Genomic DNA, 14,348 nt, shown 5'->3' on the forward strand with positions numbered 1-14,348 from the left:
GCTAGGCCTCGCTGGCCCGCGACGGTGAGGGCTTTGGGCGCTGTAGGAAGTTTCCCGACAGCAGGCAAAACACCTGCAACTGTCTAGGACAAGCGTTTGACGCAGAAATGCCCCTCCCCTCGCAACCCCCCGGAAATGCTTGATTTGAGTAGGCACAGCCTTTGCTGTTAAATAGGCAGCGTGTCGCTGTCGTTATTTTCTTCGTCCAGCGCATAGGCTGATACCCGCGCACGTGCTCAACGCCTCCCATTGTTCAGAAGCGAACCGTGCCAGTCAGCTCTTCCTTGTGATCCGTCTTAACGTGAGTTAATCAAAATGTTGAAAATCGTCCACCTGCTAACGGGCGTTGCAGCTTTGCTGCTGTCCTTTATCCCGAGCCTGCAGCCTGAAAGCCTGCCTTACCTGCAACAACATGACGCTCTGTACCTGGCCTTGTTCGGCCTTCTCAACCTGACGCTGGCGCCAGTGATTCCTTACTGGAACAAAGGCACGCGTCATCAACTGCAAAACCTGGTCAGCGCGCTGCTGGTGCTGACTGTTGTCGTACAAACCCTCACCCTCCTGGCACCCATGCCTGAAGTCGGTGGCCACCCGGCCATCCTGCTCAGCCTGGTGATTGCGCTGGTCGCCATCGTTCTTCACCTGGCCATCAGCTTCTACCGTTCGTCCCCTACGGCCGCGTCGCAAAACTACGACATGACCAATCGGGATACCGGGACCGTCAAGTGGTTCAACACGTCCAAAGGCTTCGGCTTTATTTCCCGCGATTCGGGCGACGATATCTTCGTCCACTTCCGGGCCATCCGTGGCGAAGGCCATCGCGTTCTGGTCGAAGGCCAGCGTGTGGAATTCTCCGTCATGAACCGCGACAAAGGCCTGCAAGCCGAAGACGTGATCGCCGCCTTGCCGCGTCGCTGATTCCAGGCTAAGCAGTAAAAAAAACCGCGATCCGGCGTAGGCTGGATCGCGGTTTTTTTATGGCGCGGCTATTAATAGTGAGGCGGCGGCGCTTCTTCTTCGGACGACTCGAACTGGCTGCCCATTTCTTCCTGGCGCTTGAGCAGCGCAGTCATCTGCAGTTGCAGGCGTTCGACCGCCCGCTGCTGGGTGACCAGAATATCGTTGAGGGTTTCGATGGTGTCGTCCTGAAAGGCCAGGCGGCTTTCCAGGTCGGTCACGCGGTCTTGCAGATCCATGGTTCAGTCCTGGGTAAAGATGAAGTCGGCAGGCAATAGCTCGCGCAACCGCGCACGAATGGCAGCCACTTGTTCTTCTGTATACGGCCGCGCCGGGTGCTTGCCCCAGACTGGCGCAGGCCAGGCAATGTCGTCGCGTTTGCGCACGATCACATGCACATGCAACTGACTGACAACATTCCCCAGCGCGCCGATGTTCATCTTATCGGCCACTAAGCCTTCGTTGAGCAATTGCGCCAGGGCCGTGGTTTCTTCCCACAGCTTCTGTTGATCTGCGACACCCAGTTGAAACACTTCGCTGATACCGTTGATACGCGGCACCAGAATGTACCAGGGGTAATTCGAGTCATTGGACAGCAGCAGGCGGCACAACGGGAAGTCCCCGATGGCCAGTGTGTCTTGTTGCAGGCGTTGATCTAAGGCGAACACCGCGGGCACTCCGTTCGGCAGGTCAGATTCTGGGGCCCAGCATACCTTCGAACGCTTGCGGCTTCACTTCGAATGCAGAAGCCAGCGCGCATCCCGATAAAAAACCTGCCCTTTTTCGAGGCAGGCGAATAATTGAGCTACGCTAACTCGGGCCTCACCGGGATGCACCAAAATGACCCACCCGTGCATCAAATAGATCCGCCAAGTACCCACTCATGAGGGTGAATCGGTAACGTTTCTCTCAGGTACAGGATTCATGCACCACAGGAGCAAGGGAATGCATGGCCGTCAAGAGCAAACCAAACGGCGTAAGAAGCCCGTGCTTATGCGCTTTTTACAGTGCAGCAAGGTTTTTCACGAAAAAATGACATTCAGTTACCGGTTTGGGCGCGCTTGTTGCATTCACACCCACATCGTCGGCAACGGCACCCTTCAGGAAGCGGGTGTTTCGCGATAAGAACAGCAGCGGGTCAATGCGGAACAAGGACGCATTCAAACTATGAAAGGGGTTTGAAAAGAGCATTGAAGTTGTCAGTCCGGTTGCATTCGGACTGTGAATTTGCGACACGGATCTAGCAATTTACGACAGCCTCGTAAAGAAGCTGAAAGGAAAGATGGGTAAGTATCGTCATTAGAGTCAGCGTGATATAACTTTGCGCTGACACAAAAAAGAAAGAGCCGCCCAGATAAAAATACAGGTGGGACGGCAGTACTCTTCCTAAAACCAAAGGAGCAAATCACGATGCGCGTGATGAAGTGGAGCATGATCGCCCTCGCTGTTTCAGCAGGCACCTCGCAGTTCGCAATGGCGTCTGCCCAAGACGATGCCAAGGGCTTTGTTGAAGACAGCACTTTCAGCATCAATACCCGTGCGCTGTATTTCAGCCGCGACAAACGCAACAATGACTCCGGCCAAAGCCGCAGCGAAGAAACCGGTCTTGGTTTCAACGGTCTCTACCAGTCGGGCTTCACCCAAGGCACCATCGGTGTCGGCGTCGACGCCATCGGCCTGCTGGGCCTCAAGCTCGACAGCGGCAAGGGCCGTGCTGGCACCGGTCTGTTCCCAACAGGTTCGGATGGTCGCTCGCAAGACGACTACTCCAAAGGCGGCGCCGCAGTTAAATTCCGCCTCTCCAATACCGTGCTGAAAATCGGCGATCAATACACCACAGCGCCTGTATTCGCCTCCGATGACAGCCGCTTGCTGCCTGAGTTGCCGCAAGGTGTCTCGATCACCAGCAACGAGATCAAGGACCTGAAGCTTGAAGCCGGTCACTTCACCTCGATCGTTGCTCAATCCCAGACCTATAAAGACAGCATCAGCGACAGCAGTAACGTCGGAAACGTAGGCCTGAAAGAAGCAAACTTTGTCGGCGGCGTCTACTCCTGGACTCCAGAGTTCACCACCAGCCTCTACTACTCGAAAGTGGAAGACTACTGGAAGAAGCTCTATGCCAACGTGAACTGGACCCATGCGCTGAGCGCCGATCAGTCCTTGGCCGTAGACTTCAACATCTACAGCACCAAAAGCGACGGTGCCGGCCTGCAACGCGCAGAAAAAGACAACACCACCAAACTGGATAACCGCGCCTACAGCTTGCAAGGCGCTTACACCTACCAGGCTCACACCTTTACCCTCGCCTACCAGAAAGTCAGCGGTGACGGTGACTACGGCTACGGCATCGACGGCGGCGGCACGATTTTCCTGGCCAACTCCATCGCCCGTTCCGACTTCAACGCTGAAGACGAGAAATCCTGGCAAGCTCGCTACGACCTGAACATGGCCACCTTCGGCGTGCCAGGCCTGAGCTTCATGACTCGTTACGTCAACGGTAGCGGCGCCAACACCGCCACCACGTCGAACGGCAAAGAGTGGGAACGCGACATTGAAGCCAAATACGTGATCCAGAGCGGCCCAGCGAAAGACCTGAGCCTGCGCGTCCGTCAAGCCACCTATCGTTCGTCTGACGGCGTGTACTACGGTTCGGCGTCCATCGACGAACTGCGTCTGATCGCGCAATACCCGCTGAACATCTTGTAATTGCCCGTTCGATTACAACGATGACTTAAGGCTTCGGCCTTAAATAAAAAGCCGCTCCCTTGCATGCAAGGGAGCGGCTTTTTTATTGCAGTATTATTTCAGCAGTGAAATAACTAGCAAGCTAACTAACGACAGTAACGCTCTCGCACTTAACCTGACCTATCAGCCAAGCTAAGTGCAAATGCCTTTCATTACTTCGCCGCTGTTTCCTGCATCACGCGAATAACCCGCTGCGGAAATGGAATATCGATCCCCGACGCTTTCAAGCGATCCCGCGCCAGTTCATTGAGCATGAACACGACATCCCAATAATCCGCTGTCTTGGTCCAGCAGCGCAAAGACACTGTGATCGAACTGTCGCCCAGGGTCGAAACCACCGACACCGCAGCCGGGTCAGCCAACACCCGTGGATCTTTCGCCAGTTCCAACAGCACTTCGCGGGCTTTCTGCAGATCAGCCTCGTAGTCCACACCCACATCAAACACTACCTTGCGGGTCGGCTGACGGTTGGTGTTGGTAATGATGCCGTTGGACAAGATGCCGTTGGGCACAATCACTGTCTTGTTGTCACCGGTACGCAGCACGGTGTGGAAGATCTGGATGCTGTCGACCGTACCGGAGGTACCCTGGGCTTCGATCCAGTCACCGATGCGGAACGGACGGAACAAAAGAATCAGCACGCCGCCGGCGAAGTTGGCGAGGCTGCCTTGCAAGGCCAAGCCGATGGCCAGGGTTGCGGCACCGATAGCGGCGACGAACGAGGTGGTTTCCACGCCGATCATCGAGGCCACGCTGACGATCAGCATGACTTTCAGCACGATGTTCGCCAGGCTGGTGATGAAGTGCTGCAGCGCCAGGTCCGCATTACGGATGGCCAGCAAGCGCCCCACTCGGTGGGTCAGTCGGTTGATCAGCCACCAACCGACAGCCAGTGTAATCATTGCCAGCAATACCCGGCTGCCATACTCCATGATCATCGGGATCCACGACTGGGAGGTCTTGATCAGGTGATCCACTTCAGCGTTCAAATCCATCTACAAGCTCCTGTTTACCGGGTGTGCGGCGTTATTGAGTGCCCATTACGCAATTGAGCCCGGAAGGGCTCAATGTGAGGCACGGTTTCTGGGGCGTGGGACGTCAAAAACGTCCTCAGGTTCCCCAAAATGCCATCAGTCGCGGAAGTTATTGAACTGCAGCGGCATGTCGAAGGTCTTGGCGCGCAGGGACGCGATGGCCTCTTGCAGGTCATCACGCTTCTTGCCGGTGACGCGCACCTGTTCACCCTGGATGGCGGCCTGGACTTTCAGCTTGGCATCCTTGATATGCGCCACGATTTTCTTCGCCAGCTCCTTGTCGATGCCTTCCTTGAGGACGGCCTCCTGCTTCATCAACTTGCCGGAAGCGTAGGCGTCCTTGACTTCAAGGCACTGTGCGTCGATTTTGCGCTTGACCAGGGCCAGCTTGAGGATCTCGATCATCGCTTCCAGTTGGAAATCGGCTTCAGCGGTCAGGTTGACGGTCAGTTCCTTTTCCTTGAATTCGAAACTGCCCTTGCCTTTCAAGTCATAGCGACGGTCCAGCTCCTTGACGGCGTTTTCGACGGCGTTGGTGACTTCGTGTTTGTCCAGTTCGGATACCACGTCGAACGAAGGCATGTCATTTCTCCAATATAAGGGGCGGGCTCAGTAGAGATGGAGCGCGCCCAAGCTAAAATGCGGGAGCATTATAGCGGTTCTTTCGCCCTATTCGCTGTGAGCGACCCTACGGAGCACAAACTGATGTCGACCACCTGGCATATTCTCGGCGCCGGCAGCCTTGGCACGTTGTGGGCCACCCGCCTTGCGCGTGCCGGCGTGCCGGTGAAGCTGATCCTGCGTGATGCGGCACGCCTGGCCAGCTATCAGACGGCCAGCGGGCTGACCCTGGTGGAGCACGGCGTAGCGCACACTTACCCGGTACTCGGCGAAACGCCCGACAGCCCCGAGCCGATTCATCGCTTACTGGTAGCGTGCAAAGCCTACGACGCCCAAAGCGCAGTCGCACAACTGCAACCGCGTCTCGCGCCGGACGCCGAATTGATCCTCCTGCAAAACGGCCTGGGCAGCCAGGACGCCGTCGCCGCGCAGCTACCCCAGGCCCGCTGCATTTTTGCCTCCAGCACCGAAGGCGCGTTTCGCGACGGCGATTGGCGCGTGGTGTTTGCCGGCCATGGCTACACCTGGCTGGGGGACGCCAGTCACCCCACTGCCCCGCTGTGGCTGGACGACTTGTGCGCCGCAGGTATTCCTCACGAATGGAGCAGCGACATTCTTACGCGCCTGTGGCGCAAGCTCGCACTCAATTGCGCCATCAACCCGCTGACCGTGCTGTACGAATGCCGCAATGGTGGCCTGCAAGCCCATCAGTGTGAAGTCGCGACCCTATGCGCCGAACTGGCCGAGTTGCTGGAATGCTGCGGCCAACCAGCAGCGGCGCAGGACCTGCACACGGAAGTGGAACGGGTGATCCAGGCCACGGCGGCCAATTACTCCTCGATGTACCAAGACGTGGCCAGTGCGCGGCGCACCGAAATCAGCTACCTGCTGGGCTATGCCTGCCAGGCCGCCGCTCGGCACCGGTTGACGCTGCCGCATCTGCAAGAGGTGCAGACGCGCCTCGTCGACCAACTGATTGCACGCGGATTGCCCAGCGACTGAGGCACGCGCTACCCTGCCCACTCGCCTATTACCTGTGAAACCCCTGATGCCACTGCGCCAGCGTCTTGAAAACCTACCGGTAGGGCAGAAACTGCTGGCCGCCCTGTTGGTGCTGCTAACCACCGTCTTGCTGGTGGCCAACCTGACTTTTATCAGTGCCGCCTACTGGATCTCCCAGGAGAGCATGGCGCCCCAGGCGCTGCAGGCGATTGGTCGACTGGTGTCCAACCCGGCGCTCGCCGCCGAAGCCCTTGAGTCGCCCGACAAGGCCGACGCCCTGCTCAATGAGCTGACCAGCTATTCACCGCTGCGCGCCGCCGCGCTGTACGACGCCGAGGGCAACCGCCTGGCGCAGATGCAACACGGCGACCGCCTGCATCTGCCGGACAACTACCGGCATATCGAGGCCTGGCGCGTCACCGAGTTTCGCAGCAACCAGGTCATCACCCTGCCCCGCCCCGGCCAGCCTTCCGGGCATTTATTGCTGGTCGCCAGCAGTGAGCTGCCGATGGCGTTCTATACCGGCACGCTGACGGCCAGCCTGGGCATCCTGATTTTCAGCGTTCTGCTGTGGCTGGTCATCGCCCGGCAGATCAAACGCCTGATCACCCGGCCGATCCATGAGCTGGAAGAGCTCTCGCGCCAGGTCACCCGCGAAGAGAACTACGCCCTGCGCGCCGGCCGTGGAAATCGTGACGAAATCGGCAGCCTGGCAGAGGCCTTCAACACCATGTTGTCGCGTATCGAGGCCCGCGAGCAGCAACTCAAGCGGGCGCGCGATGAGGCTCAGGCGGCTTACGACCAGGCACAGGGCCTGGCCGAAGAAACGCGCCATACCAACCGCAAGCTGGAGCTGGAAGTCCAGGTTCGCAGCAAGATCGAGAAGAAACTCACCGGTTTCCAGAACTATCTGAACAGCATTATCGACTCGATGCCCTCGGCGCTGATCGCCCTGGATGAACAACTCTACGTCACCCAGTGGAACCAGGAAGCCACTGCGCTTTCCGGCACGCGGCTGGATGAAGCGCTGAACCAGCCGATCTTCCTCGCCTTCCAACCGCTCAAGCCCTACCTGCCGCAGATCAAGGCCACGGTCGAGCAACACACGGTGGAGCGCATCGAGCGCGTCACCTGGGTCAAGGACGATGAGCCCAAGCATTACGCCCTGACGTTCTATCCACTGATGGGCGGCGCCGGGCGCGGTGTGGTGATCCGGATCGATGACATCACCCAGCGCCTGTCCCTGGAAGAAATGATGGTGCAGTCGGAGAAAATGCTCTCCGTCGGCGGCCTTGCCGCAGGCATGGCCCATGAAATCAATAACCCGTTGGGGGCGATCCTGCATAACGTGCAGAACATCCGCCGCCGCCTGTCCCCCGACCTGCCCAAGAACCAGGAACACGCCGAACAGGTGGGCATCGAACTGCAGACGGTCAACCGCTACCTGCAAAGCCGCGAAGTCCCGCAATTGCTTGACGGTATCCAGCAGGCCGGCGCGCGGGCGGCGAAAATCGTCACCCACATGCTCAGTTTCAGTCGCCTCAGCAATCGACAGATGGCCCCTTGTGATTTGCCGGCGCTGATCGACCAGGCGGTGGAAATCGCCGGCAACGACTTTGACCTGGCCATCGGTTTTGACTTCAGGGGCCAGGCGATCATCCGCCAGTTCGACCCGCAGCTCGGCCCGGTGCCGGGCACCGCCAACGAGTTGGAACAAGTGCTGCTCAACCTGCTGAAAAATGCGGCGCAGGCCATTCATCAGCGCGAAGACGACCGCGAGCCGGGGCGCATCATCCTGCGCACCCGCCTCAACCCGCCCTGGGCGGAGATACAAGTCGAAGACAACGGCATCGGCATGAGCGAGAACGTGCGTAAACGTACCTTCGAGCCATTCTTCACCACCAAGGAAATCGGCCAGGGCACCGGGCTGGGGCTGTCGGTGTCGTACTTCATCATCACCAACAACCACAAAGGGCAGATGGAAGTGCATTCCACCCTGGGCCAAGGCACCTGCTTTACCTTGCGCCTGCCCCTGGCCGGCAGCCAATTGTCCCCCGCTGAACTTACCCAACTGGAGCACTGACCATGGGCTTTCGCCTGTCGAAGATTTACACCCGTACCGGCGACCAGGGTGAAACCGGCCTCGGCGACGGCCGCCGCGTGCCCAAGGACCACCCACGGGTGGAGGCCATCGGCGAAGTCGACACCCTGAACAGTCAGCTGGGTTTGCTGCTGGCCGGCCTTGAAGAGCAAAGCGGCAAGCATCCGCACCTGAAGGATGTGATCGAAGTGCTGACGCCTTGCCAGCATCGTCTGTTCGACCTGGGCGGGGAGCTGGCGATGCCGGTTTACAAGGCGCTGAATGCGGCGGAGGTGAATCGGCTGGAGGCGGCGATTGATCGCTGGAACGAAGAGGTCGGCCCCCTGGAGAATTTCATCTTGCCCGGTGGCTCAGCGCTGATCGCCCAGGCCCACGTATGCCGTAGCGCGGCGCGCAGTGCGGAGCGACGCTGCCAGCACCTGAATGCGGTTGAACCGTTGGAAGGGGTGGGTTTGGCGTATATCAACCGGCTATCGGATTTGCTGTTTGTGGCGGCGCGGGTGATTGCCAAGCGCCAGGGGGTGGCGGAGGTGTTGTGGCAGGCGGCGGCCAAACCCCACTGAACTGATTATTAGGTGTCTGGTCTGGCGCCATCGCGGGCAAGCCCACTCCCACATTTGGATTTGTGAACACCTTCCAATGTGGGAGGGGGCTTGCCCGCGATGAGGCCAGCAAACGCTACCTCAATCTTGCGGCCAAAACGCCCGAATCCCTGCCACGCCTTGAGCCCCAGCTTCCCACGCCTGCTCGCGCTCAGCCGGCCCAACCCCACCCAACAGATACACCGGCTTGCTGAACCCACGGATCAACGCCGCCGCCTGCTCCCAACCCAACGGCTGGGCATCGGGATGGGTCTGGGTCGGCTGCACCGGCGACAGCGTGACAAAATCCACGTCCATCATTTCCGCCAGCGCCAGTTCCTCCGCGTTATGGCAAGACGCCGCCAACCAGCGATCCTTCGGCAGCGGTCGGCCCTTGCTTGCGTATTTGCGCAGTTGCGCCGACGTCATGTGCCAACCGGCTGCAGGAAAATCCCCCAGCCATTCGAACGGGCCCTTGAGCATCAACTGCGCCTTGCCAGCACACAGGCCCACGGCGTCTACCGCCAGGTCACGGTACTTGGGGTCGTAACCGTTGGGCGCGCGCAGTTGAACCAGTTTGATACCGCCCGCGATGGCTTTCCGGATACCGCACAACAGCGGCGCGGTTTCCAGCTCACCCGGCGTGATCAGGTAGTCACCGGGCAACCGTGCGGCGGCAACGATCGGCGCATTGGCTGCTGGGAACTCATAGTTGAGCAAGTCCCGAGCGGCCACCCACTCCAGCGGCTGCCCTTCGGCACCATGGGGCTCGCCGGTAAAGGCCGATACTTCCCAGACATCCAGCAACACCTGCTTGTCCGGATAGTCATGCTGCACCTTGATCAGCGGCCGCGCCATGGTGACCTGGATGCCCAGCTCTTCCTGCAACTCGCGGGACAGCGCCGTGGCGACCGACTCTTCGGCCTCCACCTTGCCGCCGGGAAATTCCCAGAGGCCGCCCTGATGCTGGGTATCGGCACGGCGCGCGAGCAGGATTCTGCCGTCGACGCCGCGGATCACCGCTGCTGCTACATGCACTCGTTTCACCGCGCTTATCCTCCGGGCTTCAGGTACGGTATTCCGCATTGATCTTCACGTACTCGTGGGACAGGTCCGTGGTCCAGATGGTTTCGCTGCACTCGCCACGACCCAACTCGATGCGGATGGTGATTTCTTCCTGCTGCATCACCGCCGAACCCTGGGCTTCGGTGTAGCTCTCGGCGCGGGCGCCACGGCTGGCGATGCACACGTCACCGAGGAACACGTCGATCTTGCTCACGTCCAGGTCCGGCACGCCGGCACGGCCGACGGCGGCGAGGATACGGCCCCAGTTCGGGTCGGAGGCGAACAGCGCGGTCTTGATCAGCGGCGAGTGAGCCACGGTGTAACCGACATCCAGGCATTCCTGGTGGTTGCCGCCGCCGTTGACTTCAACCGTGACGAACTTGGTGGCGCCCTCACCGTCACGCACGATGGCCTGGGCCACGTCCATGCACACTTCGAACACCGCTTGCTTCAACGCGGCGAACAGCGGGCCGCGGGCCTCAGTGATTTCGGGCAGGTTGGCCTGGCCGGTGGCGATCAGCATGCAGCAGTCGTTGGTCGAGGTGTCGCCATCGATGGTGATGCGGTTGAACGACTTGTTGGCGCCGTCCAGGATCAGGCTGTGCAGCACATCGCGGGAGACTTTGGCGTCGGTAGCGATATAGCCGAGCATGGTGGCCATGTTCGGACGGATCATGCCCGCGCCCTTGCTGATACCGGTCACGGTGACGGTGACGCCGTCGTGCACGAACTGGCGGCTCGCGCCTTTTGGCAGGGTGTCGGTGGTCATGATGCCAGTGGCGGCGGCCGCCCAGTTATCCACAGACAGGTCATCCAGCGCGGCTTGCAGGGCACCTTCGATTTTTTCCACAGGCAGCGGCTCACCGATCACACCGGTGGAGTACGGCAGCACCTGGTTGGCGTCCACGCCGGCCAGTTGCGCCAGTTTGGCGCAGGTACGCGCGGCGGCGACCAGGCCCGGCTCGCCGGTGCCAGCGTTGGCATTACCGGTGTTGGTCAGCAGGTAACGAATCGGGCCGGCCACGCGCTGTTTGGCCAGGATCACCGGCGCTGCGCAGAAGGCGTTGAGGGTGAACACACCGGCGACGGTCGAGCCTTCAGCACAGCGCATCACCACGACATCTTTGCGCCCCGGGCGTTTGATGCCGGCCGAAGCGATACCGAGTTCAAAACCGGCAACCGGGTGCAATGTGGGCAAAGGACCAAGACCAACAGCCATGAATGCGCTCCTTAAAAATAGATGATGTCTGTGCCGTCGCGTTCGACGGTGGGAATTAATGGCAAAACGCCGCGACGGCTGATGCCGGTCGCGGCGCGGGGTGTTGCAGCGTCAGGCGAAAATCTTAGTTGATTTCGCCGTGGCAGTGTTTGAACTTCTTGCCCGAGCCGCACCAGCACAGCTCGTTACGGCCCAACTTCTGTTCGTTGCGCACCGGAGTCTGAGCCAGGGCCACATCGACCTCTTCGCCCAATTCCTCAGGTGCCTCAAGACCTGGCGCTTCGTCATGCTGGAACTGCATGCGCGCCGCCAGTGCCTCGGCTTCCTCACGCAGGCGCGCTTCTTCCTCGACTGGGTCTTCGCGACGCACCTGAACATGGGACAGCACGCGAATCGAATCGCGCTTGATCGAATCCAGCAGTTCGGAGAACAGCGTGAACGACTCGCGCTTGTACTCCTGCTTCGGGTTTTTCTGGGCGTAGCCACGCAGGTGGATACCGTGACGCAGGTGGTCCATGGTCGACAGGTGGTCTTTCCACAGGTCGTCCAGCACGCGCAGCACGATTTGTTTCTCGAAGGTGCGCAGCGCTTCGGCACTCGCCTGCTCTTCTTTCTCGTTGTACGCGGCCAGCAATTCGGCCATCAACTTCTCACGCAGCGTCTCTTCGTAGAGGTGATCGTCTTCGTCCAGCCACTGCTGAACCGGCAAGTCGACACCGAAGTCGCTCTTCAACGCAGCTTCCAGGCCGGCAACATCCCACTGCTCTGGCAGGGACTGCGGCGGAATGTGCGCGCTGACTGTCGCGTTGAGCACGTCCTGACGGAAATCGGCGATGGTCTCGCCAATGTTGTCGGCGGCCAGCAACGTGTTACGCATGTGATAGATCACTTTACGCTGTTCGTTGTTGACGTCATCGAACTCGAGCAGTTGCTTACGAATGTCGAAGTTACGGCCTTCGACCTTGCGCTGGGCCTTCTCGATGGCGTTGGTCACCATGCGGTGCTCAATCGCTTCACCGGACTGCATGCCCAGCGCCTTCATGAAGTTCTTCACCCGATCCGAGGCGAAGATGCGCATCAGGCTGTCTTCCAGGGACAGGTAGAAACGGCTGGAACCGGCGTCACCCTGACGACCGGCACGACCACGCAGTTGGTTGTCGATACGGCGCGATTCGTGACGCTCGGACGCGATCACCTGCAAACCGCCGGATTCCAGCACGGCCTGGTGACGTTTCTGCCAGTCGGCCTTGATCTGGGCGATCTGCTCAGGTGTCGGATTGTCCAGAGACGCCACTTCCACTTCCCAGTTGCCGCCCAACAGGATGTCGGTACCACGACCGGCCATGTTGGTGGCGATGGTCAGCGCGCCTGGCCGACCGGCCTGGGCAATGATCTCGGCTTCTTTTTCGTGGAACTTGGCGTTGAGAACCTTGTGCTCGATGCCTTCCTTGTTCAGCAAGCTGGACATGTGCTCGGACGTTTCGATGGTGGCAGTACCCACCAACACCGGACGGCCCTGGGTCATGCACTCCTTGATGTCGGCGACGATGGCCGCGTATTTCTCGTCGGCGGTCAGGAACACCAGGTCGTTGAAGTCTTTTCGCGCCAGCGGCTTGTTCGGCGGGATAACCATCACCGACAGACCGTAGATCTGGTGGAATTCGAACGCTTCGGTGTCGGCCGTACCGGTCATGCCGGACAGCTTGTTATACAGACGGAAGTAGTTCTGGAAGGTGGTGGACGCCAACGTCTGGCTTTCGGCCTGGATGTTGAGCACTTCCTTGGCTTCGATGGCCTGGTGCAGGCCTTCGGACAGACGACGACCCGGCATGGTACGACCGGTGTGTTCGTCAACCAGGACAACCTGGCCGTCCTGGACGATGTATTCGACGTTGCGATGGAACAGCTTGTGCGCGCGCAGGCCGGCATACACGTGGGTCAGCAGGCCCAGGTTGTGTGCCGAGTACAGGCTTTCGCCCTCGGCCAGCAGGCCGATCTGGGCCAGCATGTCTTCGACGAACTGGTGACCGGCTTCGTTGAGTTCGACCTGACGGGTCTTCTCGTCGATGGTGAAGTGACCTTCTTTGGTCACCACGCCTTCCACTTCCTCGATGTGCTGCTCAAGGCGCGGGATCAACTTGTTGATCTCGGTGTACAGGCGCGAGCTGTCTTCGGCCTGGCCGGAGATGATCAGCGGGGTACGGGCTTCGTCGATGAGGATGGAGTCGACTTCGTCGATCACGGCAAAGTTGAGTTCGCGCTGGAATTTTTCTTCCATGCTGAACGCCATGTTGTCGCGCAGGTAGTCGAAACCGAATTCGTTGTTGGTGCCGTAGGTGATGTCGGCAGCGTAGGCTGCGCGCTTCTCTTCCGGCGGCTGGAACGGCGTCACGACGCCGACGGTCAGGCCGAGGAATTCATACAGCGGGCGCATCCAGTTGGCGTCCCGGCGGGCCAGGTAGTCGTTCACCGTCACCACATGCACGCCCTTGCCGGACAGTGCATTGAGGTAAACACCCAGGGTTGCGACCAAAGTCTTGCCTTCGCCGGTGCGCATTTCGGCGATCATGCCTTCATGCAAGGTCATGCCGCCGATCAACTGCACGTCGAAGTGGCGCATGCCCATTACGCGCTTACCGGCTTCACGGGCGACCGCAAAGGCTTCGGGAAGCAGCTGGTCGAGGGTTTCACCTTTGGCTATGCGGGCCTTGAACTCTTGGGTCTTGGCGCGCAATTGCTCGTCCGAAAGGGCAACCATCTGCTCTTCGAAGGCATTGACCAGCTGCACCGTCTTGAGCATGCGTTTAACTTCGCGCTCATTCTTGCTTCCAAAAAGTTTCTTTAACAAAGGCGCAAACATATCGGCAGGTTCTTCCACACATAGGGATGGAGGGCGCACCGTGAGTGGCCCGAGCAGCCCTCACGGGCGCATGCGAACGCGCATTCTACCCGGAATCGTGGGTGAGGAAAGTGGCGTTGTTCCCCAATGCAGGCATGAGCCCGTGAGAGGGCTTGTTTAA

At 59.7% G+C, this 14,348-nt stretch carries 12 protein-coding genes; 5 read left to right on the forward strand and 7 right to left on the reverse strand.

What is annotated here, in order from left to right; translation table 11 throughout:
• Positions 1-315: 315 nt before the first annotated feature.
• Positions 316-918 (forward strand): cold-shock protein, encoded by a 603-nt coding sequence (locus ACP7CJ_RS08820; protein ID WP_276194623.1) that lies wholly within the window; start codon positions 316-318, stop codon positions 916-918.
• Positions 919-989: 71 nt separating this feature from the next.
• Here the strand turns inward: ACP7CJ_RS08820 and ACP7CJ_RS08825 are convergent, their stop codons facing one another.
• Complete coding sequence (locus ACP7CJ_RS08825; RefSeq protein WP_247401620.1) at positions 990-1,196, reverse strand: SlyX family protein; 207 nt, start codon at positions 1,194-1,196, stop codon at positions 990-992.
• A 3-nt stretch (positions 1,197-1,199) separates the two neighbouring features.
• Entirely contained in the window at positions 1,200-1,625 is a 426-nt protein-coding gene (locus ACP7CJ_RS08830) for an HIT domain-containing protein (protein WP_276194624.1), read from the reverse strand.
• Positions 1,626-2,367: 742 nt separating this feature from the next.
• Between ACP7CJ_RS08830 and ACP7CJ_RS08835 the strand changes: the two genes are divergently transcribed.
• Entirely contained in the window at positions 2,368-3,666 is a 1,299-nt protein-coding gene (locus ACP7CJ_RS08835; protein WP_426100139.1) for an OprD family porin, read from the forward strand.
• Positions 3,667-3,857: 191 nt separating this feature from the next.
• Here the strand turns inward: ACP7CJ_RS08835 and ACP7CJ_RS08840 are convergent, their stop codons facing one another.
• Together ACP7CJ_RS08840 and ACP7CJ_RS08845 are read right to left on the reverse strand one after the other, a co-directional pair.
• Complete coding sequence (locus ACP7CJ_RS08840; protein WP_276194626.1) at positions 3,858-4,700, reverse strand: mechanosensitive ion channel family protein; 843 nt, start codon at positions 4,698-4,700, stop codon at positions 3,858-3,860.
• 135 nt (positions 4,701-4,835) lie between these two features.
• Complete coding sequence (locus ACP7CJ_RS08845; RefSeq protein WP_247401629.1) at positions 4,836-5,321, reverse strand: YajQ family cyclic di-GMP-binding protein; 486 nt, start codon at positions 5,319-5,321, stop codon at positions 4,836-4,838.
• 123 nt (positions 5,322-5,444) lie between these two features.
• Between ACP7CJ_RS08845 and ACP7CJ_RS08850 the strand changes: the two genes are divergently transcribed.
• The 3 genes from ACP7CJ_RS08850 to ACP7CJ_RS08860 are packed head-to-tail and all read left to right on the forward strand — an operon-like array spanning position 5,445 to position 9,026.
• The gene (locus tag ACP7CJ_RS08850; protein ID WP_276194627.1) at positions 5,445-6,362 is read left to right on the forward strand and encodes a putative 2-dehydropantoate 2-reductase; all 918 of its coding nucleotides are present in this window, start codon (positions 5,445-5,447) and stop codon (positions 6,360-6,362) included.
• A gap of 46 nt (positions 6,363-6,408) precedes the next feature.
• Positions 6,409-8,445: a sensor histidine kinase gene (locus tag ACP7CJ_RS08855; protein ID WP_276194628.1), complete on the forward strand. Its 2,037-nt coding sequence runs from the start codon at positions 6,409-6,411 to the stop codon at positions 8,443-8,445.
• Between the two features lie 2 nt (positions 8,446-8,447).
• Positions 8,448-9,026: a cob(I)yrinic acid a,c-diamide adenosyltransferase gene (locus ACP7CJ_RS08860; RefSeq protein WP_247401633.1), complete on the forward strand. Its 579-nt coding sequence runs from the start codon at positions 8,448-8,450 to the stop codon at positions 9,024-9,026.
• Positions 9,027-9,146: 120 nt separating this feature from the next.
• On the opposite strand, the gene ACP7CJ_RS08865 is transcribed toward ACP7CJ_RS08860, so the two are convergent.
• The 3 genes from ACP7CJ_RS08865 to secA all read right to left on the reverse strand — a co-directional run bounded on the left by ACP7CJ_RS08865 (position 9,147) and on the right by secA (position 14,188).
• Positions 9,147-10,091: a Nudix family hydrolase gene (locus ACP7CJ_RS08865; RefSeq protein WP_426100140.1), complete on the reverse strand. Its 945-nt coding sequence runs from the start codon at positions 10,089-10,091 to the stop codon at positions 9,147-9,149.
• Positions 10,092-10,110: 19 nt separating this feature from the next.
• Positions 10,111-11,328, reverse strand: a complete 1,218-nt coding sequence (argJ, locus tag ACP7CJ_RS08870) for a bifunctional glutamate N-acetyltransferase/amino-acid acetyltransferase ArgJ (protein ID WP_276194630.1) — start codon at positions 11,326-11,328, stop codon at positions 10,111-10,113.
• Positions 11,329-11,452: 124 nt separating this feature from the next.
• Positions 11,453-14,188, reverse strand: coding sequence for a preprotein translocase subunit SecA (secA, locus tag ACP7CJ_RS08875; protein WP_276194631.1), 2,736 nt, complete (start codon positions 14,186-14,188; stop codon positions 11,453-11,455).
• Between the last annotated feature and the right edge of the window lie 160 nt (positions 14,189-14,348).

It is taken from the genome of Pseudomonas sp. PSPC3-2, from assembly GCF_049897085.1.
Taxonomy (GTDB): domain Bacteria; phylum Pseudomonadota; class Gammaproteobacteria; order Pseudomonadales; family Pseudomonadaceae; genus Aquipseudomonas; species Aquipseudomonas paraveronii.

Excerpts from the sequence above, each read along its gene's own strand:
- ACP7CJ_RS08835 (WP_426100139.1), top strand. The coding sequence starts at position 2,368 with ATGCGCGTGATGAAGTGGAGCATGATCGCCCTCGCTGTTTCAGCAGGC.
- ACP7CJ_RS08850 (WP_276194627.1), top strand. The coding sequence starts at position 5,445 with ATGTCGACCACCTGGCATATTCTCGGCGCCGGCAGCCTTGGCACGTTG.
- secA (WP_276194631.1), bottom strand. The coding sequence starts at position 14,188 with ATGTTTGCGCCTTTGTTAAAGAAACTTTTTGGAAGCAAGAATGAGCGC.
- ACP7CJ_RS08855 (WP_276194628.1), top strand. The coding sequence starts at position 6,409 with ATGCCACTGCGCCAGCGTCTTGAAAACCTACCGGTAGGGCAGAAACTG.
- ACP7CJ_RS08840 (WP_276194626.1), bottom strand. The coding sequence starts at position 4,700 with ATGGATTTGAACGCTGAAGTGGATCACCTGATCAAGACCTCCCAGTCG.
- ACP7CJ_RS08845 (WP_247401629.1), bottom strand. The coding sequence starts at position 5,321 with ATGCCTTCGTTCGACGTGGTATCCGAACTGGACAAACACGAAGTCACC.
- ACP7CJ_RS08820 (WP_276194623.1), top strand. The coding sequence starts at position 316 with ATGTTGAAAATCGTCCACCTGCTAACGGGCGTTGCAGCTTTGCTGCTG.
- ACP7CJ_RS08860 (WP_247401633.1), top strand. The coding sequence starts at position 8,448 with ATGGGCTTTCGCCTGTCGAAGATTTACACCCGTACCGGCGACCAGGGT.
- ACP7CJ_RS08825 (WP_247401620.1), bottom strand. The coding sequence starts at position 1,196 with ATGGATCTGCAAGACCGCGTGACCGACCTGGAAAGCCGCCTGGCCTTT.
- argJ (WP_276194630.1), bottom strand. The coding sequence starts at position 11,328 with ATGGCTGTTGGTCTTGGTCCTTTGCCCACATTGCACCCGGTTGCCGGT.